The 20,028-nt window shown below is 36.0% G+C and carries 18 protein-coding genes and 2 tRNA genes; 13 read left to right on the top strand and 7 right to left on the bottom strand.

Annotation, left to right across the window (positions count from 1 at the left end):
• Window positions 1-368: 368 nt before the first annotated feature.
• Window positions 369-722: a methionine-R-sulfoxide reductase gene (locus tag DMC01_RS04265; protein WP_142693054.1), complete on the bottom strand. Its 354-nt coding sequence runs from the start codon at window positions 720-722 to the stop codon at window positions 369-371.
• A gap of 620 nt (window positions 723-1,342) precedes the next feature.
• Between DMC01_RS04265 and DMC01_RS04260 the strand changes: the two genes are divergently transcribed.
• The 11 genes from DMC01_RS04260 to DMC01_RS04210 all read left to right on the top strand — a co-directional run bounded on the left by DMC01_RS04260 (window position 1,343) and on the right by DMC01_RS04210 (window position 11,445).
• Window positions 1,343-1,783, top strand: coding sequence for a DMT family transporter (locus DMC01_RS04260; RefSeq protein ID WP_142693053.1), 441 nt, complete (start codon window positions 1,343-1,345; stop codon window positions 1,781-1,783).
• Complete coding sequence (locus DMC01_RS04255; protein WP_142693052.1) at window positions 1,780-2,094, top strand: DMT family transporter; 315 nt, start codon at window positions 1,780-1,782, stop codon at window positions 2,092-2,094. The genes DMC01_RS04260 and DMC01_RS04255 overlap by 4 nt, the downstream gene beginning before the upstream one ends.
• Window positions 2,095-2,224: 130 nt before the next feature.
• Window positions 2,225-2,506: a type II toxin-antitoxin system RelE/ParE family toxin gene (locus DMC01_RS04250; RefSeq protein ID WP_142693051.1), complete on the top strand. Its 282-nt coding sequence runs from the start codon at window positions 2,225-2,227 to the stop codon at window positions 2,504-2,506.
• 10 nt (window positions 2,507-2,516) lie between these two features.
• Window positions 2,517-2,804, top strand: coding sequence for a HigA family addiction module antitoxin (locus DMC01_RS04245; protein WP_142693050.1), 288 nt, complete (start codon window positions 2,517-2,519; stop codon window positions 2,802-2,804).
• Between the two features lie 62 nt (window positions 2,805-2,866).
• On the top strand, window positions 2,867-4,513 hold the full coding sequence (locus DMC01_RS04240) for a glycosyltransferase family 2 protein (protein ID WP_142693049.1): 1,647 nt from the start codon (window positions 2,867-2,869) through the stop codon (window positions 4,511-4,513).
• Window positions 4,510-5,532 carry a uroporphyrinogen decarboxylase gene (gene hemE / locus DMC01_RS04235; RefSeq protein WP_142693048.1) on the top strand — a complete coding sequence of 341 codons (1,023 nt, stop codon included), beginning with the start codon at window positions 4,510-4,512 and terminating at the stop codon, window positions 5,530-5,532. Before DMC01_RS04240 ends, hemE begins: the two co-directional genes overlap by 4 nt.
• Window positions 5,533-5,567: 35 nt before the next feature.
• Window positions 5,568-6,566: a radical SAM protein gene (locus DMC01_RS04230; protein ID WP_142693047.1), complete on the top strand. Its 999-nt coding sequence runs from the start codon at window positions 5,568-5,570 to the stop codon at window positions 6,564-6,566.
• 112 nt (window positions 6,567-6,678) lie between these two features.
• A tRNA-Asn gene (locus tag DMC01_RS04225) sits at window positions 6,679-6,753 on the top strand.
• Between the two features lie 451 nt (window positions 6,754-7,204).
• Window positions 7,205-9,913, top strand: coding sequence for a TonB-dependent receptor (locus DMC01_RS04220; RefSeq protein WP_142693046.1), 2,709 nt, complete (start codon window positions 7,205-7,207; stop codon window positions 9,911-9,913).
• 24 nt (window positions 9,914-9,937) lie between these two features.
• The gene (locus DMC01_RS04215) at window positions 9,938-11,209 is read left to right on the top strand and encodes a cytochrome-c peroxidase (protein ID WP_142693045.1); all 1,272 of its coding nucleotides are present in this window, start codon (window positions 9,938-9,940) and stop codon (window positions 11,207-11,209) included.
• Window positions 11,210-11,359: 150 nt separating this feature from the next.
• Window positions 11,360-11,445 (top strand) — tRNA-Leu (locus DMC01_RS04210).
• A gap of 213 nt (window positions 11,446-11,658) precedes the next feature.
• Here the strand turns inward: DMC01_RS04210 and DMC01_RS15815 are convergent.
• From DMC01_RS15815 to DMC01_RS04195, 6 genes are all read right to left on the bottom strand, one after another.
• A complete protein-coding gene (locus DMC01_RS15815; RefSeq protein WP_282432248.1) occupies window positions 11,659-11,784 on the bottom strand; it encodes a hypothetical protein in 126 nt (41 codons plus the stop codon).
• Between the two features lie 123 nt (window positions 11,785-11,907).
• Entirely contained in the window at window positions 11,908-12,060 is a 153-nt protein-coding gene (locus tag DMC01_RS13235; RefSeq protein ID WP_185908690.1) for a hypothetical protein, read from the bottom strand.
• Window positions 12,061-13,085: 1,025 nt separating this feature from the next.
• Complete coding sequence (locus DMC01_RS14870; protein WP_246059010.1) at window positions 13,086-13,439, bottom strand: hypothetical protein; 354 nt, start codon at window positions 13,437-13,439, stop codon at window positions 13,086-13,088.
• 161 nt (window positions 13,440-13,600) lie between these two features.
• Window positions 13,601-14,335 carry a protoporphyrinogen/coproporphyrinogen oxidase gene (locus tag DMC01_RS14865; protein WP_246059009.1) on the bottom strand — a complete coding sequence of 245 codons (735 nt, stop codon included), beginning with the start codon at window positions 14,333-14,335 and terminating at the stop codon, window positions 13,601-13,603.
• Between the two features lie 341 nt (window positions 14,336-14,676).
• The gene (locus DMC01_RS04200) at window positions 14,677-15,630 is read right to left on the bottom strand and encodes an FkbM family methyltransferase (RefSeq protein ID WP_142693043.1); all 954 of its coding nucleotides are present in this window, start codon (window positions 15,628-15,630) and stop codon (window positions 14,677-14,679) included.
• Complete coding sequence (locus tag DMC01_RS04195; protein ID WP_142693041.1) at window positions 15,627-16,160, bottom strand: dTDP-4-dehydrorhamnose 3,5-epimerase family protein; 534 nt, start codon at window positions 16,158-16,160, stop codon at window positions 15,627-15,629. Before DMC01_RS04195 ends, DMC01_RS04200 begins: the two co-directional genes overlap by 4 nt.
• Window positions 16,161-16,528: 368 nt before the next feature.
• Here DMC01_RS04195 and DMC01_RS04190 point away from each other — a divergent pair, with 368 nt between their 5' ends.
• On the top strand, window positions 16,529-18,343 hold the full coding sequence (locus tag DMC01_RS04190; RefSeq protein WP_142693039.1) for an SLOG cluster 4 domain-containing protein: 1,815 nt from the start codon (window positions 16,529-16,531) through the stop codon (window positions 18,341-18,343).
• Complete coding sequence (locus tag DMC01_RS04185) at window positions 18,340-19,971, top strand: NAD(P)-binding domain-containing protein (protein ID WP_142693038.1); 1,632 nt, start codon at window positions 18,340-18,342, stop codon at window positions 19,969-19,971. The genes DMC01_RS04190 and DMC01_RS04185 overlap by 4 nt, the downstream gene beginning before the upstream one ends.
• Window positions 19,972-20,028 lie beyond the last annotated feature (57 nt).

Genomic DNA, 20,028 nt, shown 5'->3' with positions numbered 1-20,028 from the left:
TTCATCTAAGTTTAAATAACCTCAGCTAAAAACACAAGGCTTTCTTAAATTCAAAGAATTTAATTTTGTTTCATTGAAGCTTAAATGCCTAGCACAAGCAAGAAGTTAAAAAATTCATAAAAACTTCATTTGAGAATTTAAAAATTAATAGGCTAAAAACATTTGGCTTAAAAGCTAAAAAAAGCCTTGTTTTTTGAATTTAAAGAATTTAACTCTGCATTAGCTTAAATTTACAGCACAACAAGCAAAAATTTAAAAATTCACAAAACATTCCTTTGAATTTAAAAGCCAAAAGCCTTTTAAATTCAAAAAGCTCACAGTTTAAAATAAGCTATCTAGCCTTCTTAAATTTAAACAGCTCACAGAAGCTATCTAGCCTTGAAATTCAAGGACAAGGAATTCACACAGTGCCTAGTATTTTTAGCAGTAAAGCCCTCACCCTCAAAGACATGCCCTAAATGCCCCTTGCAGCTAGCACAAAGGATTTCAATTCTTACACCGTCCTTGTCCTTTTGCCTTAAAATAGCACCCTCAATCTCATCATCAAAGCTAGGCCATCCACAGTGGGATCTAAATTTATCCTCGCTCTTATAAAGCTTTGCATCGCAACGCTTACAAAGATAAAGTCCTTCTTTGAAAAAATCATTATATTTGCCACTAAATGGTGCCTCTGTGCCCTTGTGTAGGATTATATACTCTTCTTCTTTGCTAAGCTTGTTCATAGTTTTTGCCTTGAAATTTTTTCCTTATAATAGTAAAGCTTAATTAATGAAAATAGTTTTTTGTGCTTGTTTATTTGCAAAAAGAGTTTTTGTTTTAGCCTTAACTTTACTTGGACACTTTCTTTTCATAGCTAAAATGATCATTTGTGTGAGGCAATTTTTTTAAAAAAAGCAAGGCTAAAATGCAAAAAGCTAAATTTAAAGGCTAAAAGCGCTTAGGCAAAAACTCACACAAAAATTTACATAAAAAACAAGCTAAATTCATAAAAATTCAGCTTATTTTAAACTTTATTTAATATTGCTTTAATCTTTTTAAGCTAAAATGCCAAGCTTTAAACTTCTTGAATTTTAAAAGGTGCAAGAGTATGTTTAATTTTACTTATGAATACTTTGTAAAAGATCCTTGGGATCTTAGCTATCCTTCTACTCCCCCTCCATTTAAACAAGCTTAAAATTTAAGGCTTTTTAGCTTTCAAGCTATACTTAAACACTTAGTTTTGCAAGATAATTAAAGCTGAATTTAGATCCATAAATATGGCTTTGATTTTAGGCATTAAAGTGCAAAAATTCGCTTAAAATAAGCACTTGCAAGACTTTATAAGATTAAAAAAGGATAAAAAATGAAACTTTTTAGTACTAAGGCAAATTTTGCTTGGTTTTTGGTGATCTTAGGTGGGATTGTGGAGATCTTTTGGGTAAGTGGGTTAAAATACGCAAATTCTCCCTTCTTATACATACTTACCATAGTTGGCATAGGATTTTCCTTTGCTAGTATGCTAGTAGCAGTTCGTTATATAGAGGTAAGCATAGCTTATTCTGTCTTTGTTGGCATAGGCACGCTTGGAGTGATCCTAGCTGAGATGCTTGTTTTTAATGAAAGCTTTTCTATGCTTAAACTAGCCTTTATACTTCTTTTATTGGCAGGTATCATAGGGCTTAAATTTCAAAGCCGTCATCATGCAGATCTAAGCGATAAAGAACTAGTGCATAATCTTGGAGAGGATCTTGGCTTGCACGAGCTTGATGATGAGTTTTTTAAGGATGAGGGAGGTGGAAGATGAGCTGGGTATTTTTGTTTATAGCAGGGCTGTTTGAAATAGCCGGGGTTGCAATAATGAAGCAGTTTGCCCTCACAGGAAAGAAATTTTTTATACTAATCTTGCTTTTTCAGTTTGCTCTAAGCTTTGCTTGCTTATCCCTTGCAATGCAAGGCATTTCTATGTCGGTAGCCTATGCTATATGGACAGGAATTGGAGCTGCTGGGGGAGTTTTGGTTGGGATCTTATTTTACAAGGAAAGCAAAAAGCCATCAAAGCTTTTTTATCTAGGCTTAATTATCATTTCAAGCGTAGGGCTTAAATTTTTAAGCTAGGGCTTTGAATTTTAATAATTTGATCTTAGTTTAAAAAAGCTTGGCTCAAAAAAGGCGCGAAAGAATGTGAAAGATAATTTAAGCTTGATTTATATAACCTTATACGATATAATGGCACGAAAGGTTTATGGTGATACAAGGTTTTAAGGACAAACAAACTCAAGAATTTTACACAAGTGGCAAAGGCAAGCTTGTGCCGAGTGAGCTTTGCAAAAGGGCTTTGATAAAGCTTGATGCCTTAAATGCCAGTGTGAGTTTGAACGACTTAAAATCTCCGCCTAGCAATCATTTAGAAAAATTGCAAGGCGATAAAAAGGGATTTTATAGTATCAGGATCAACAAACGATACCGCATAGTCTTTAAATTTCAAGACAGCAACGCCTATGAAGTGAGCGTTGAAGACTATCATTAAGGGAGTTAAGATGAGGGTAAAACGAGTTGCAACTCATCCAGGCATTATGCTAAGTGAGCTTTTTTTAAAGGACTTAAATATCACACAAAGTATGCTTGCAAAGGCTTTAGGAGTAAGCTTTAAAACTGTGAATGAGCTGGTAAATGCTAAAAGAAGCGTTAGTGTGGATATGGCGTTAAAGCTTGCAAAGGCTTTAAATACAAGTGCTGAGTTTTGGCTCAATGCACAAAATGCTTATGATTTATCATTAGCTGATGAGACAAAGCTTAAAAATGTGCGTGTGCTTATATCTGCTTAAATGTTTTGCATTAAAGCTTTAAGGCTAAATTCTAAGACAAAAAGTATCAAAATGGCTTAAATGTGTATGAGATAAAGAACAAAGGAGAAAATCATTTGCAAATATCCATCATTGTGCCTATTTACAATGTAGCACCTTATTTAAAAGAGTGTTTGCAAAGCCTTGTTCATCAAAGCTATGAGAATTTAGATATAGTTTTAATAGATGATGGAAGCAGTGATGGAAGCCTTGAAATAGCCCTTGAATTTGCCGCTAGTGATAGCCGAATTTTTGTTGTGAGTAAGCCAAATGGCGGGCTTTCAAGTGCTAGGAATTTCGGACTTGAATTTATAAAAGGAAGTGCGTTAAGGGAATTTTTTGAAAATAGTCAAAAAAGCCCCCTGCCGTGCAGAGTGGGTTTTTGCAACGCTTGGCTCGCAACCAGTTGGGTGGGGGTGGGTGCGAAAAGCCAAAACACCCAAAATTCAGCAAATTCACAAAAAAATTCACAAAACCAAAAGTCCCTCTGCCTTGCGGAGGGGGATTTAGGGGGTGGGTTGTTAAAAAATAACTCCCAAAATTCAGTGAATTTAATGGCAAATTCACAAAATTCAAGCATTTTGCAGGAAAAAGGCGTGGAAAATTTACAAAATTTCAAAAACAATAATTTTGCTAACGCAAAATTTACCCACCCCCTAACCCCCTCCGCAAGGGAGGGGGAACAAAATGCAAGATTCTCCGCACGGCAGGGGGCTTTATATGACAAAGAAATTCCAAGCCTCACCCAAACCCACACCTTCAACAAATCCTACAAAAACATAAGCGACAAAGAAATTAAGGCTCATTTCACCCAAATTCAAAGCAATTTCATCAAAAGCGATTTAACTCGCATAAATGATTTTATAATCCAAGAACTTCCCTCAAATGCCCTAATTCATTTTGTAGATAGTGATGATTATCTCACAAAAGATTGCATAGAAAAATGCGTCAAAGCCTTGCAAGAAGGGGATTTAGACATAGTAGCACATAATATCACGCATTTTTATGAGGATGACAAAAGCTTTAAGCAGGGTGCATATTTAAGGCTAAAACAAAGCAGCTACAACACAGGCTTAGAGCTTTTAACTCAAAACAAGCTTTACAGCTTTTATTTTTCTTGGCAAGGACTTTTTAAGGCACACATTTTAAACCGCTATGCCTTGCGTTTTAGTGAGGGCATTTATCACGAGGACCACGACTTTGGCACTTTGCTTTTTTGTTTAGCTAACAAAGTAGCTTACACAAACGAAGCCCTTTATATTTATAGACAAAGAACAAACTCCATCATCACCACTCAAAAAAACAAAGCCTTTCCCGCAAAACTGCCTTATTTTTTAGAGCCTTTGAAAAAGGATTTTAAGGACTACAAGGCTTTAAGGGCTTATTTTAAGGGCTACTGTTTTGTGAAAGTGGGCTTTAACATTTGGCATTTTTATACTCAAAAAAGCCTACAAAATGCTGAATTTAAAGAAAAATTCAAGCACTTTTTTATTAAAAGCACCCTTTCTTATATGAAAATTTTTAAAAGCCCCTTAAACCCTGATACGCTGGGCATTAAAGGGCTTTTAGGGCAGATAAGTTTTCCTAAAATCACAGTTTTTTGTGAATTTTTCAAGGATTTGCACCGCCAACCAAAGAAAATTCGCTATATTTTACACTTAAAATACCTACTAAAAAAGGACACTAAATGATATTCATCGATGCTTGTTTTAAAAGGCAAACCCCCTACACACCCGTGTGGATGATGCGTCAAGCTGGGCGGTATTTGCCTGAGTATATGGCAGTTAGGACAAGGGTAGGGGACTTTTTAAGCCTTTGCAAGGACTACAAAAGTGCGGCCAAGGTGAGCTTACAGCCTGTTGAAATTCTAGGCGTGGATGCTGCCATCATCTTTTCTGACATTTTGGTTGTGCCTTTGGAAATGGGTATGAGTTTGCGTTTTGAAAGGGGCGAGGGACCTGTATTTGATGAGCCTTTGACAAATTTAGAGGACTTAAACGCCCTTGATAGCGAAAAAGCAGTGAAAAAGTTAAGCTATGTCTATGATGCACTTGCACTTACAAGGGAAAAACTCTCGCAAGATAAAGCACTCATAGGCTTTTGCGGCTCGCCTTGGACCATAGCAACCTATATGATAGAAGGGCGAGGCTCAAAAAGCTACGCCAAATGCAAGAAAATGCTTTATCAAGACCCTAAGCTCTTGCATAAAATCCTAGCAAAGCTCACACACACGCTCAAACTTTACCTTGAAGCACAAATTAAAGCCGGTGCAAATGCGGTGCAAATCTTTGATAGCTGGGCAAGTGCCTTGGAAAAAGAGGCATTTTTTGAGTTTTCTTTTAAGTATATGCTTGAAATTTCACACTTTATCAAGCAAAAATATCCACAAATCCCTATGATACTCTTTCCAAAAGGAATTAGTGGGTATTTAGATGGCATAAATGGGGACTTTGATGTCTTTGGGGTAAGCTGGGATACGCCATTAAGCCTTGCAAGAGAGCTTTTAAGCGACCGTTATGCTTTGCAAGGCAATTTAGAGCCTTGCCGCCTTTATGATAAAAATGCCATTAAAAGCGGGGTTGAAAGCATTTTAAGGACTATGAAAGGCGTGGCTCATATCTTTAATCTAGGACACGGCATAATGCCTGACATACCTGTGGAAAATGCGAAGTTTTTCGTGCGTTTGGTGCAAGAAAGCTCTGCTAGATAAATGGCTATTTTGATGAATTTAAGGGCGTTGAAACGATGAAGATCATTTTTGGACCTGTGAATTCTCGCCGTTTTGGAGCCTCACTTGGAGTTGATTTAAGCCCGGCACATAAGCAGTGTAATTTTGACTGCGTGTATTGTGAGCTAAGGCCTGCTCCTCCTGTGCCTCGCTCCATAAATACCCCGGCTGTGGCTGAGGTTGTAAAAGAAGTGCAAACTGCCATTGATAAAGGGCTTGAATTTGACTTCATAACACTAACCGCAAACGGTGAGCCTACCTTGTATCCTCATTTAAAAGAGCTTGTGAGTGCTTTGAATTTAATCAAAAAAGATAAAAAATTACTCATTTTAAGCAATGGCACAGGTGTTTTAGATGAGGGCAAATTTAAGGCTATGCTAGAACTTGATGTGGTGAAATTTAGCCTTGATAGTGCGGTGGAAAAAACCTTTTTTCGCGTGGATAAAGCCCTAAAATCCATAAATTTAGCAAAAATGATAGACAAAATGGCTGAATTTAAAAGCATTTTCAAGGGACAGCTTGTAATGGAGGTGCTTGTGGTGCAAGGCTTAAATGACAACGAGGCTGAATTTAAGGCATTAAATTTGGCTTTTTCACGCATAAAGCCTGATAGAGTTGATATAAGTAGCATTGATAGACCAAGTGCCTATCCTGTAAAGCCTGTGAGTAATGAAGTGCTTGAAAATCTTGCAAGCTGCATTACTAGCGTGCCTGTGCTTGTGGCAAGACGTGAAAAAAGAAGCTTAAATTCACAGGGGCTTGAATTTAAAACCTATGAGGTTAAAAATGAGGTTAAAAGATTAAATATAAGTGATATAAACAGTAGCTCTAACAAAGAATATAAGCTAGATTTAAGCGAGGAGGAGCTACTAAAAATGCTAGCCCTACGCCCACAAAGTGAGTTTGACATAGAGGATAAATTCAGTGAGCTTTCAAAGGCTAGATTGAAAAATTTGCTAAAAAGCTCAAAAATTTGGGTGCAAGATCTTGCTGGGGTTAGCTTTTACCGTGCCTAAATTTTAAAGGCTTAAAGATAAATTTGCCTTGACAAAGGTGTGAAATTTGACTATAATCACTCTTTTGTAAATGCAAGATTTGCAAAGATGTCTTGCAATGCAAAGCCCTTGATCCGGATTAGCTCAGCGGTAGAGTAGGTGGCTGTTAACCACTTGGTCGTAGGTTCGAATCCTACATCCGGAGCCACACCTCCTTTTTTTACACATTTTTTACACACTTTTAAATTCAAATCCTAGCTTTTGAAATTTTTTAGCTTAAATGAGGATAACTTCATTTACAAACATCGTCATCATACACACTCACAAGCCATTTAACATTATCTTAAAAAATTCAAGCCTCTAAACACATTCTAAATTCAAGTCTCATAAATTTTTCTTAAAATTTGCTAAATTTATGCTAACAAAAAGATAAGTATTTTTATTAACTGTGTAGAAATATTAAGAGAATTTGCTATTATCAAATTTTAAAAAAGTCTTATTTTATGGTATTTTAAAGGCAGTATTTTAAAAAGAAAAAAAAAAAAAACGATAATTTAGATTAAAAATTTATAAATTTTTTTGAAATTTTATGTTATTATGTCTTTTAATTTATGCACCTATTCAAGGGCTAAATTCAATTTATAAATTAAGGACTAGTTATGAAGCGTCAAATTTTTATCTCTCTTGTAGCGGCAAGTTTTTTGTTAGCGCAAAAAAGCACGGCTCAAACGCCTTTTAACAAGGGTGTGCTTTTGGCAAACAATGAAACAAACTCCACAAGCTCCTTTGATACTAGCTATCAGCTTGAAGCTACTACCATAGAAGCAGATATAAATCCTACGAAGTATTATCAATCAGGCTCATTCGTGGGTAAAAGCATTATAAATTCAGCTCCAAATGGCAATGGGGATATCACAAGTGCCTTGAAGATCTTGCCAAATGTGCAATTTGACAACGCCCAGCTAAGCTCACATAGTCCGGGCGAAATAGATCCAGCAAACATAAGCATTAGCGGAGGGCTTTTTTATCAAAACAATTTCCAGCTAGATGGCTTTAATATGAATAATGATCTAGATCCAGTAAGCAATGCCACAGGAGGCACAGGAGGAGCATCTCAGGGGCTAAAGGGAGGACGATCTCAAGGCTTTAACATAGACACAAGTTTGCTTGAAAGCATAACGGTGCAAGATAGCAACATAGGCGCAGCGTATGGAGGCTTTACAGGTGGTGTGGTAGAAGCACAGGTGAGAAATCCTCGCAGAGACGGCTGGCATTTTGATCTCAATTACCAAAGAACTAGCGACAAATGGACGAAATATCACATCACAGAGGAGTTTGAGGAAAATTTAGCAAATAGCACGGATGAGAAGTTTCAGCCAAAATTCACAAAGGATCTGATAAAGGCAAGTGTGGAGGGCTGGGTAAATGATAGATTTGGAGTAATTGGTGCTTTTTCAACCACTCGCTCAAAAATCCCCCTAAATGGCTACTCCACGGCAAATCAGTATAATAACCCCACCGAAGCCTTTGGAATTAGAAATCAAACCAGAAGAAGCGATAACTACTACCTAAAAACCATATACAATGTAACGGACAGTTTTAGCTTGGAGGGAAATTTTGGCTATATGCCTCAGTTTAATAGCTATTTTAGCCCTGTGGCAAAGGATTCATTTTACACTATGCAAAGCGGGGGCTATCAAGCAGGACTAAAAGCTTTGTGGGATACAAGTTTAGGGCTTTGGAGCAATCAAATAGGATATTCGTTTTTAGAAAACTCACGCAAAAGCGATAAGAATTATTTCTTAACTTGGAGGCACTCAGCTGATGATAAAAACTGGGCATCAACCTCATCTGGCTACACAATCGAGGGTGGGGTTAGCGATGTTGATCAAATTCAACAAAGCCTAAATTACAAAAGCGATATGAATTTCGAGCTTTCTGATTTTTTTAAAATTCGAGTTGGTGGGGAGTTTGATTATAAGTATGTAGCAAGGGAGGTTGTTAGGGATTATTATTATAATACCCTTGTAACAGGGGTTGGCTATACAGCCGATCTAAACGGAGCAGCTTGCGGGGGAGCTGATCTTTTTGGAGTGCCTTTGTGCTCACAAGCTCCCACCACAGCCTCTGGCACCACCGCACTTACAAATGCAAGAGAGGGCCAGTTCATAAGGGCATTAAACCTCATACCCAAAGGTAGCACCAAGCTTGATGTAAGCTCTTATGCCTTTTATTTGGAAAATGAATTTAAGGTGCTTGATCACTCTAAGCTAGGACTTATGACAGGGCGTTTTGGGCTAAGATTTGACGGGGATGATTATATGGATAAAAGTAGCGTTGCTCCTAGATTTAGCCTAGCTTATATAGCACCTTGGAAGGATGAGGGCTTTGATACTCGCCTTACCTTTGGTGCAAACCGCTACTACGGACGAAACCTCTTTTCTTATAGGCTTTATGATAGTATCTTGGCTGCTACAAAGAGTTTGACAAGGGCAGATCTAAACTCGCCTTGGGTGGAAAGTGCTGTGGCGGCAAATTCTAGCTTTAAGTTTAACACCCTTGATATACCTTATAGTGATGAGGTGATGGTAGGGCTATCTCAGGATTTATGGGCTTTGAATTTTAGTGCAAAATACATAAAACGCGAGGGCAAGGACGAGATAGTGCAAAGACGCTCTACTGAAACAACGGCACAAGGAGGTTATGCTGCAAGATATAGCTACTACACAAATGAAGGAAGCTCAAAAAGCGACATAGTAAGCCTAACGCTTGAAAATGTAAGACCCCTTCAAACCCTAAATGTAAATCATCATTTCTTGTTGGCTTTTGATTACAGCGATGTGAAAAGAAGCTATAATCAATACTCAGTGGATGAAAACTACATAGAAGATCCCGACATACTTTATGATGGCAAGGTTATAAAATATAGTGAGCGTCCAACTGAAAACTTTGCTAGACCTTACACTTTGAGGCTTTCTACAACTCAGACTATGAAGATGGGACCTGCGACCTTGCTTTTAAATAATTTCTTTCGCTACCGCTCGGGCTATGATAGAATGGTGCTTTTAAACAGACTAAGTGCTAATTATGATGCGAATATAGGAACGGCGATGAGCCAATACGGCAAGCATCATTTCAAGGGAGCCTTTAACTGGGATATGAGGGTTGGTTTGGAGATGAAGCTTTCTAGCTTTGGCACCTTTTACACAAATGTAGATATAATCAATGTCTTAAATAAAAAGAATGAAACCACCATCTCAGGTGCAAATGGAAATATGGCAGTTGGAGGCATATTAAGTGCAAGTGCTAGCTATCCTGTCTATGATGTGGGGCGGCAGTTTTGGCTGCAAGTGGGGTATAAATACTAGACGAAATACGGAAAAAGGATAACAATGCAAAAAAGCACAAAGATACTATCAATGCTTTTGGCGTTAAGCCTAATGCTTTGCGGAGGGCTTTTATACAAGGTGCTTTCGCCAAAAGAAACAAGCCTTGAATATCCGCAAAATGCAAAATACCGAGAGCTTTACGCAAAGCCCGTGAATGAATGGGCTAAACCCGACATAGATGAAAGTGTCTTGCTTGAATGGGAGGAATTTGCACCCTTAAGCGAGCCAAACTTCCCAAAAGATAACGCTTATAGCGACATAAAAGCCTTTTTGGGATTAAGGCTTTTTAACGAGCCAAAGCTCTCAAAAAGCGGACAAATCGCCTGTCAAAACTGCCACCACCCAGAGCTAGCCTTTACTGACGCACTCAGGCTTTCCTACGGACACGACAGGCAAAGGGGCAGGCGAAACTCGCCAAATATCCAAGCTGCCGCCTTTTTTGACGAGCTTTTTTGGGACGGCAGAGCCAAAGGGCTTGAAGCACAAGCACTTGGACCCATTACAGATCCTGTGGAAATGGCAAACACCCTTGAAAATGCTGAAAATTCCATAAAAAATTCAGCCCTCTACTACCCACTTTTTGTCGCCGCCTTTGCGGATGAGGCTACTCAAAGCCTTTGGGCTAGGCATTTTCCACAGCTTTATGAAAAAGATGAGAAAAAAAGGCTCAGGGCTTTTTTAAATAATGCTGTTGAAATCAACGCTACAAAGATAGACGCGCTGTCAAATGACGAGATAAACGCGGTGCGTGAGCTTATCACCATAAGCAACATAGCCAAAGCCATAGCCACCTACGAACGCTCCTTTGTTGTGCCAAAAAATAGCCGTTTTAATGCCTTTTTAAAGGGTGATTATCGCTTTATGAGTGATAAAGAGCTGTGGGGACTTGACATTTTCCGCAATAAAGGCAAGTGTATGAACTGCCATTATGGCGCGATAATGAGTGATAAAAAATTTCACAATATAGGCTTAACATTTTATGGGCGGGCATTGCAAGATTTGGGGCGATATGAAGTTACGCAAAACCCTGAGGATGTAGGTAAATTCAAAACGCCGAGCCTTTTGGGCGTGTCAAAATCAGCTCCCTATATGCACACAGGCACTTTTCCAAACCTCACAGGCGTGCTAAATATGTATAATGCGGGCTTTCCCGTGTCCGTGCCAAAGGGCAAGGAAAATGACCCACTCTTGCCAAAAACCGACCCACTCATAAAAAGGCTTGATTTAACAAGAGAGGAAATTTCGGCTTTGGAGGCGTTTTTAAGGGTATTGTGAGCTTTGTTGATGAATTTTTTGCTTCCAAAAAATATCTAAAAAATAAGATTTGCACAAAAGCGGTCTTTAAAAACTAGTTTTCACCTTAAAAATTTGTAAATTTAATTTACGAAAATTCACTTTTGTAAGATAAAATTCAAGGCGATATTTGCGGTTGTGGTGGAACTGCAGACACGCTACTTTCAGGCGGTAGTAAGCGAAAGCTCGTGCGAGTTCAAGTCTTGCTAACCGCACCATTTGATTAGAAAAACGCTTTGTAAGCATAAAAAATAAGGCGATTGATACTTTTAGCTAAAAATTTATAGGATTTTTCCTAAGCCATTTTGACAAAATTTTATACAAATTTTCGTTTTTTAACCTTGACATTAGATCGAAATTCACTCTCTTTCAAATGAAGGTAGAAAAATTCCCTTGCCGTGAAACCCCCTAATCTAGCCTTTGTAAGGTCCCTAGAAATTCACAATTTCGTTGATATGGCTTCGTCCCTTTGGCAAACTCGAATTTAATGTGTTTGACCCTGTAACTTTTCTCCTTCTACTACGCAGTTGCAAGACGAAACGAAGTAAAAAATCCACCAAGGCACCGTAAGCTTTAAGCTTATCGCTGTAAATTTAACTTTATTCAAGCTCTGAAAAGTCCTAGGCAACAATTCTTTGACAGAGCAAGTGTTTGAGCGTATAAACTCGTGCGATTGTGTTTTAGCATCCCTTCTCGCAAAGGGACAAGACGAGTAGCACGAAGTAAAAACACAGACGTTTTCTTGCCAACCCCACACCCACGCTTACCACGAACACGCCTTGCCCCTTCTGCTTACAGTTGCAAGACGAAACGAAGTAAAAAATAACTCTCATCAACTTCAATCTCGCAACTCATTTTCTAAAGAAACTTCGTTTTGCTGATTTTTCGCACTCTTTGGCTATTAAAAGCTTGCTGCACTATCCTATTCACACAAGCACGAGTTATTTTGCAAATTTCAGCAATTTTTTTCGCCTCCAAATCAAGGGTGAAATACTTCAAAATTTCCCTAAATTTCTTCTCAGAAATTCGGGAATGAATCATATATTTGTTTTTCATCTAACTTTCCATACTTTAAAATGATGTTATATCAAATTAAAGTATCTTGAGCTAAAATTTTTTCAAAAAATTCACAGTTTCAATGTAAAAATTTCGCATCTTGAACGCGTAAAATTCACAGCACCAACACACAAAAGTTTTAAACTTGTATGAATTTTTTAAACTGTTTTAAAAGCTAACAGTTTTAATGCAAAATTTCAGCTTTAAATTCACAGTTTTAAAAAGCTTGTGAATTTTAATAGCTTTTTAAAAACTCAAAAAATTCACAGTTTTATAAAAACTTGTAGGCTTTGTGAATTTTTTAAGGCATTTGCACTTTGAATGGCTTTGAAACTGTAAAATTAAACCGTGAGCCTTGTGAATTTTTTAAGGCTACAAATTTTCATATCCTTGTGTAAAGTGATAAAGCCTATGAATTTTTTTAAAGTCTTTGCACTCTCAAAGCCTTTGAATTTGTTTGAGCTTTGAAAATGTAATGAGACTTGTGAATTTTTAAAGGCTTATAAAATTCACGCTTTTATAAAAAGCGATGAAGTTTGTGAATTTTCAAAACATTTACACCTCTTCGTAACTTCACAGTTTCAACTTGCAAGCTTTGTGAGTTTTTAAGGCATTTTCATCCCTTTGTAACTTCACAGTTTCAACTTGCAAGCTTTGTGAGTTTTCAAAGTCTTTGCATTGCTTAGTAGTTAAATGCAAACACCAGCAAAATGCTAAATTTAGCCACTTCTTATACAAGCAAACAGCTTGACAAACCAGTTTAACAAGTTCTCTTAAAGTGGCTAAGCTGAGGTATTTTTGATTAAAGATATTTCTCCCTTAAATGTTTGGCTAAGTCCAAACTTCTTTTTATGCAAACGTCCATATTATAATACTCCCATTCGCCAAACCTGCCGTGTGGGATGATGCCGCGACTTTTTAGATAAGTAACGCAGATTTCCTTGCTTTTTACATAGTTTAAATCAAAAAAGACATAGGCGTGTTCGGTTACATTGTAATCAAGGGGTTCTTGCAAGAAATTTGGCTGAAATTTTTTACACTCATTTACCAAACGCTCAAAGCTCACCTCGCCTATGGCTTCTGTGGTGCAAAAATTATCTCCCACGATAACACCTGTGTTTGAGATGCGATGAAAGCCAATTTTTGGATCAGGCACATAAGCCCAGGTAAAGGGATACTCACCGCTTGTTTGCCACAGTATATTGCTTACCTTGTTGAATTTAAGCTTTGAAAATGCGTTTAATATCTCGCTTGGGATGTCTTTTAGTAGATTTGGGATTAAATCAAGTGGAGAGGTGTTGATAACTAAGTCAAAATTTAAGCTACCATTGAGAGTAAAACCCCCCCAGTTTTGGCTTCTATGCTTTTTATGGGCTCAAAATTTATTTTAAGTCCTTTTGCAAAGGCATCTATGAAGGTATTTTGGTTTTTACTTTTTGGGTAGTAAAAGCTCCTGTGGCTCATATTATCGCTTTTTCTGCCTAGCAAAGCCTCGTAAAATGCCCTTTTAGTAGGCACAGGAAGCTTCATCTGCCTTTCATCTTCTATCCAAGCTGAGCTCATTTTTGATGGGGCAATTCCCCAAATTTTCGTGTTGTAAGGGATAAAATAAGCCTCGCTTAAAGTTTTGCCAAAGTGATTTATAAACCACTGCTCTAAGTTTGGCACATTTTTGTCATAACTTGCCTCAAACATTTCTTTTGTGATGGCAAAGGCTAAATTTGTATCAAAGGCATCGATTTCTTTGACAGAAAACTCGATGGGATAGGGTATTAACTGTCCTTTGAAAAAGACCCTTGCATCTCGCTTTGTCCTATCCATCCACTCAGTTAAAGGCAAAATTTCATCAAAGACAAAGGCTTTTACATCCTCGTATTTTGAATCAAAAATGTGTCCGCCGTTTATGTGATAAGCCCTGCCTTGCACATCCCTTGTCCTAGCAATGCCTCCAATTTGCGCTTCTTTTTCAAAAAGCTCTATTTCAAAATCGCCCCTTAATGCACGGGCAAGTGATAAGCCAGAAAGCCCGGCACCTATAATTGCTATTTTCATTTATCCTCCTTGTTTTTAATGCGGATAAATTTTAGCACAAATTTCGTTTTTTTTTTTTTTTGATTTTGGCACTTTTTTGAGGATAAGCTTTAATTTTGAGTGAAACTGTCTTTGAATTTGGTTAGTTTTTGTGAATTTATTTTTGGCAAGAAGTTAAATTCATAAAATAGCACTTTGAAAGGCTTGAAATTTACAGCTTAAATTCATTTAATGTGGCTACAAAATATTATATTTTAGATTTTTGTTTTTCTAAGCTAACTTGTAGTTTATTAAACTTCTAAGCCTTTAAAGCTTGTAAATACCTTACATTCATAATTCTTTAATATTTTAGCGCTTAATTTTTACTCATAAATAATAGGAAGCTCAGGCACGGCCTTATCTGTTGGATAATCAAGCTTGTTTAAAATCCCACTTTTTCTAAAATTATTTCTAGCATAGCTTGGCACAAGATCTTTTCTAAGATAGCTTGCCTCAATGGTAACGCTAAAAAAGCGGTCTTTGGAGTAAAAAATTTTTCCGTGGTTGTTAAAATGCATATGTATGCTTGAAAAATGCTCATTTATCTTTCTTAAAACAGCACTTCTTTTGGCAAAGCCCTCAGCTTCTTCTGGGTTTAAGCCGTGAAATTCAAAGATGATTTGGCTAAAATACCTCGCTAAAAGGCTTATATCAAAGCCTTCTAAGATCTCCCACTCGGCATTTTCTATGTCGCATTGAAGTATGTTTGGCAGCTTTGGATCTAGCTTGTTTTCTTTAATCACAGTTTCTAGGCTAACTGTGTTATCATCATCTACAAGCCCCACAAATTTTTTATGAAAGGAGATATTTGGGTGATTGTAGGGTCCTTTTTCTATGCTAGCATCATACTGGGCTACCCTGTAGCCTCTCTTTGCCATCTCTAAATCCCAAGGAGAAAAATCAGAAACACCTAGCGAAATAGCCTTACATAAGGGGGGGGGGGGGGTAGAGTTTTTAAGCATTACATAGCCTCCATCCTCACTCCCACCAACCCTTTCAAGCTTGCTTTTTTTGATATTAAGGGGTCTAAGTAGCTTTAAATACTCTAAAATTCGCTCATAAATTTCGCCGTTGTGATTTATGCGTATGTAATTTCTATCTCTATGCTGTAAAAGTAGGAACAAAAGCTCCTTGTGGGCTTTTTTAATGGGGCTATTTTTAATGCTTTCACTTACCAAAAGCAAGGATAAAAGCTCGTTGTTTAGCTTTAATTTTTGATCTATATTTTCTAAAAGCTCTTTGTTAATTGTTGTGCTGTCTAAAACCTTACCACTCATCTTGCTAACTCCTCATCTCTTTTTGATAAAATGGGCTTTATGTCCCCCCACTCAATGCCTATTTTCTTGTCATTATAAGCAAGGGTAAATTGCTCCTTTGCATCCACATAAGCACCCTCATAAGCCCATTTGTAAAAGTATAAAGAGTCTTTTGTCGCATAATGAGCATTGCCAAAGTGTGGCGGAATTAAAATAAGCTTTGGATCTTGTGGATTTAGTATGAATTTTTCCCATTGCAAATAAGTAGGACTTTGCTTTCTAGCATCCACCACTACTTGCACCACCTCGCCCCACACACAGCTAACTAGCTTCCAAGACTTCTCATCTCCGTGAATTCCACGAAGGACATTTTGTTTTGAGCTTGTGAATTTATCAAGCACGAACTCAAGCCCCTTTGGCAAAAGCTCTTTAAAGGCTTCTTTTTGCCACACAGAAAAAATATCGCCCCTAAAATCGCTAAATTTATTTGGAGTGATGATGAAAACGCCTTTAATCTTGCTTGATTCTTTAATCTCAAATTCCATAGCCATTTGTCTTCCTTTTGTGAATTTAAGGTTTTATTTTTGCATTTTAAGTTTAATGCTTGTTTGCTAAGCTTTAAATAAAAAGATCTTTTTAACTGTGTGAATTTAAGCACTTTTAAAAGGCTTTGAATTTTTTAATAAAATCAAAGGCATTTTGAAATTCTCAAAATGAGCATAGCACAAAGGTTTTGTTTAAATTCACGCAAGTTGTGAATTTTAATGAGATCTTGCAAGTTGCAAAAAAAAAAAAAAACAATATAATTACGAAAAATAGCTTGTGAGTATGCAAGTTTGTTTGATAAATGCTTTTTAAAACCGTGAGCTTTGTCATATTTGCAAATTTTAATAAGCTTATAAATTTGAAAGATATTACGATGATAATAGCACTTATAGGGTATGCAAACTTAGAACAAAGCCACAATAAAGACAAAATCCATTTACTCGCCTATAAAATGGGGCAAATCTTAGTAGATAATGGCTACACAGTTGCCACAGGCGGATTTGGTGGAGTGATGAGAAGTGCTTCGATGGGTGCAAAAAGTTCGCACCGCTACACGCCGAGGTCTATTTTGGGGATTTTGCCAAGCTATGATAAGGACGTGGCAAATGAATATGTAGATCTTGCTTTGCCTGTGGGTTTTGATATAGCACGAAATATCTCTTTAATCAGCCTTGCTGATGCGGTTATCATCATAGGCGGAAATGCTGGCACGCTTAATGAAATAAGCCTTGCTTGGCAGTTAAACAAACTCATAATTGCCCTAGGCGACTTTGGCTGGGGAGGAAAACTAGCAAACACCGCCCTTGACACAAGAAGAAAGGATAAGATTTTTAAGGCTAAAACTCCAAGACAAGTGCTTTTAATTTTAGAAAAAAACCTACCCTACACCTTACCTACTCCACAAAGCCTTGTAAATGCCATTTTATCACAAGATGAAGCCAAAGAAAAGATAGCCAAAATATGCAAGATTTCGCAAAAATCTTTAAATTTTTTGGGAATGGGTAGTGAAGGATTTGTATTTAATAATAAAAATTATGTCTATAAAATTTTTAAGCCACATCCAAGGCTTGATAAACTTTATTTTCAACTAAGTGCAATTTCTCATAGTCTGCAATATAGCAATTTCAAGCCTAATTTTAAGCTAAGTTATAAGCAAGATTTAATTATTTTTTATAAATATGAAAAAAGCAAAGCCTTTAAAAGTGCTACTTTAACGCAGTTTCAGGCATTTTTAAATATGCATTATTTTGCTAAGATAGTGCATCTTGATCTGTCAGTAAAAAATCTATGTATGAATGAAAGTGGTGAGCTTTTTATCTGCGATATAGGCTATGATTTAATTCATTTTACGCCGGAGTTTTTTGAAAGTATGTGTAGGAAAGCCTTTGCTATATATAAACTTCAAAATTATATGGCAAAGATTAAAAATATCAAAGAATTTTTAAGTCCATTAAACTGTGAGCAAAATTTTACTAAGATAGAAAAATTCTTAGCTTGCAAGGATTTAAACGATGAATTTAACTCATTTAGAAAGGGTATAGGCGAAGTTGTGCGGTATAAAGAGCTGATTTATGACTTTTATGCAAGGCATAAAGAATATAAAAGCATCTTTGATTATGGTAGTGGCAAGGGCGATATAGCAATAACTTTGGCTAAAAAATTTAAGGTTTTTGCCTACGAGCCAAATGAAAAAGAGATAAAAGAAAATTCCAAAAACTACGAAGGCATAAAGCTTTGCACACAAAAGGATTTAAAAGACTTAATTTTAAATAAAAAAGCCTTTGACTCTGTGCTTTGCTCTCTTGTGCTATGCCACAAACTAGCAAAGAGTGAAACACAAAGGCAAAAAATCATTACGCAAATAATGCAAGATCTTTGTGCATTAAGTAAAAAGCACATTCTAATACTTATTTGCAATCCACTTTTTACAAGCTCAAATTCAAGCATTCAAAAAAGAAAGATTAAAAATTTAAGCTATGAAAGCCCCACAGCTTATACTAAATATATCTTTTCAAGCAAGAAAGATAGAGTGGATATTCATAGATCCTTAAGCTTTTATGAAAGCCTATTTAAAAAATTTAATCTAAAAATTCAAAGTATCACTCAAAGTGCGTCAGCTCTTTCAAATGACTTGCATATAAGTAATTCTGATTTTATAATGTTTGATTTGATAAAGGAGGGACTATGAGGGTTGCAATTGCTGGCTTTGGATATGTGGGCAAGGCTTTTTATGAGTTTTTTAAAAGCCATTATGAAGTGGTGGTTTATGATACTTCGCAAACAGTATGTGCTGAGTTTAAGTTTGTTTCAAATAATCACAAGGTGCTAAATGAAGCTAATTTAGTAGTAATTTGTGTGCCAACACCATCTAAGTCTGATGGAAGCGCGAATTTAGATTTTGTAGAAGAGGTATTAAGTGGGCTAAATGAAAACAAATTAGTGCTTATAAAATCTACTATTCCTCCAAATTCAACAAATAATTTATCAAAAATATATCCACATTTACGACTTGTATTTAGCCCAGAATATATTGGAGAGTCAAGTTATTATTTGCCTTATCCTTATGATTTTAATAAAGAGCTTATTAAAACCCCGTATTTTATTTTTGGCGGTAATGTAGAAGATACTACCGAAATGGTAGATATATTTACTCAAATTGCTGGACCTGTAAAGGAATATATACAAACTACAAGTTTAAATGCCGAGATATGCAAATATATGGAAAATTGTTTTTATGCAACTAAAATAATATTTTGCAATGAATTCTATAAAATATGTGAAACTTTTGGAGCGAATTATACTTCTGTGCGTGAGCTTTGGTTAAAAGACCCGAGAATTACCAAAACGCATACCGTTATATATAATAAAGATAAAAATTACTGTTTTTCAGGCAAATGTTTACCTAAAGATTTATCCGCTATTATTAATAATTCTATAAAAAATGGATATAAACCCGAATTTTTAGAATCTGTTTTAAGTTCTAATAAAAGAATCAGGCAAGAAGAAAATTATAATATCATTATGATACATAGAATTTACTACGACATAGAGCAAAAAATAAACCCTATATATTTTGATAGAGGTATGGTTATAGGCTATGAAAAATTAAAGAGTATTATAGACGAGTTTTTAGAAAAAGGATTTGAATTTGGAAGCATTGAAGAATGTTTATTAAATCCAAATAAATATTTTTGCTTAAGTTTTTATGATGGATTTAAAGAGCATTTATTAGTAACAAAAGATTTGATTAAAACTTATCATATAAAAAAGCAAGCCTTACTATTTGCTATCAATGTTGGAAATTCAATTTATCATAAATTTAGCGGGATGGATGTAATTTATTATCTTGCCGAATCTAAAAAATTAGAAGAAGCCTTTGCATTTTTTAATCTTAAAATTGCAAATACAAATATGTTTTCAAATATTCAAATACTTAAAGAACATTATATTAAACAGTCGCCAAATATTTTGTTAGAGCTTAACGCTAAATTTTTACCTGATTTGTCTTTAAATTTTCTTGATACAAAAGAAATACAAGAGCTGTCTGAAATTGCTACAATTTGTTCGCACGGTATTACACATAGAGATTTGAGATGCCATATAGATGAGAGTAATAGAGAAATTATAGAATCTAAAAATATTTTAGAAAAAATAATTAACGATAAAGTTTCTATATTTGTATACCCTGAAGGAAAGAGCGATAGTATTTTGCATGAATTTCTGAGTAAAAGTGTATATAAGTATTCTCTATCTATATCAAATAAAAAATATAATAATTTTTGTATAGGACGAGTAGATATTAGGAATTATCAATGAATCCACTCATTGTAAATTTGCACTAAGAGCTTGTAAATCAGCTCTTTCACTATAGCT

It is taken from the genome of Campylobacter troglodytis, from assembly GCF_006864425.1.
GTDB lineage: Bacteria > Campylobacterota > Campylobacteria > Campylobacterales > Campylobacteraceae > Campylobacter_D > Campylobacter_D troglodytis.
This window is presented reverse-complemented; position numbering and strand designations above follow the sequence as displayed.

Excerpts from the sequence above, each read along its gene's own strand:
- DMC01_RS04265 (WP_142693054.1), bottom strand. The coding sequence starts at position 722 with ATGAACAAGCTTAGCAAAGAAGAAGAGTATATAATCCTACACAAGGGC.
- DMC01_RS04260 (WP_142693053.1), top strand. The coding sequence starts at position 1,343 with ATGAAACTTTTTAGTACTAAGGCAAATTTTGCTTGGTTTTTGGTGATC.
- DMC01_RS04255 (WP_142693052.1), top strand. The coding sequence starts at position 1,780 with ATGAGCTGGGTATTTTTGTTTATAGCAGGGCTGTTTGAAATAGCCGGG.
- DMC01_RS04245 (WP_142693050.1), top strand. The coding sequence starts at position 2,517 with ATGAGGGTAAAACGAGTTGCAACTCATCCAGGCATTATGCTAAGTGAG.
- hemE (WP_142693048.1), top strand. The coding sequence starts at position 4,510 with ATGATATTCATCGATGCTTGTTTTAAAAGGCAAACCCCCTACACACCC.
- DMC01_RS04230 (WP_142693047.1), top strand. The coding sequence starts at position 5,568 with ATGAAGATCATTTTTGGACCTGTGAATTCTCGCCGTTTTGGAGCCTCA.
- DMC01_RS04220 (WP_142693046.1), top strand. The coding sequence starts at position 7,205 with ATGAAGCGTCAAATTTTTATCTCTCTTGTAGCGGCAAGTTTTTTGTTA.
- DMC01_RS04215 (WP_142693045.1), top strand. The coding sequence starts at position 9,938 with ATGCAAAAAAGCACAAAGATACTATCAATGCTTTTGGCGTTAAGCCTA.
- DMC01_RS13235 (WP_185908690.1), bottom strand. The coding sequence starts at position 12,060 with ATGAGAGTTATTTTTTACTTCGTTTCGTCTTGCAACTGTAAGCAGAAG.
- DMC01_RS14865 (WP_246059009.1), bottom strand. The coding sequence starts at position 14,335 with ATGAAAATAGCAATTATAGGTGCCGGGCTTTCTGGCTTATCACTTGCC.
- DMC01_RS04200 (WP_142693043.1), bottom strand. The coding sequence starts at position 15,630 with ATGAGTGGTAAGGTTTTAGACAGCACAACAATTAACAAAGAGCTTTTA.
- DMC01_RS04195 (WP_142693041.1), bottom strand. The coding sequence starts at position 16,160 with ATGGCTATGGAATTTGAGATTAAAGAATCAAGCAAGATTAAAGGCGTT.
- DMC01_RS04190 (WP_142693039.1), top strand. The coding sequence starts at position 16,529 with ATGATAATAGCACTTATAGGGTATGCAAACTTAGAACAAAGCCACAAT.
- DMC01_RS04185 (WP_142693038.1), top strand. The coding sequence starts at position 18,340 with ATGAGGGTTGCAATTGCTGGCTTTGGATATGTGGGCAAGGCTTTTTAT.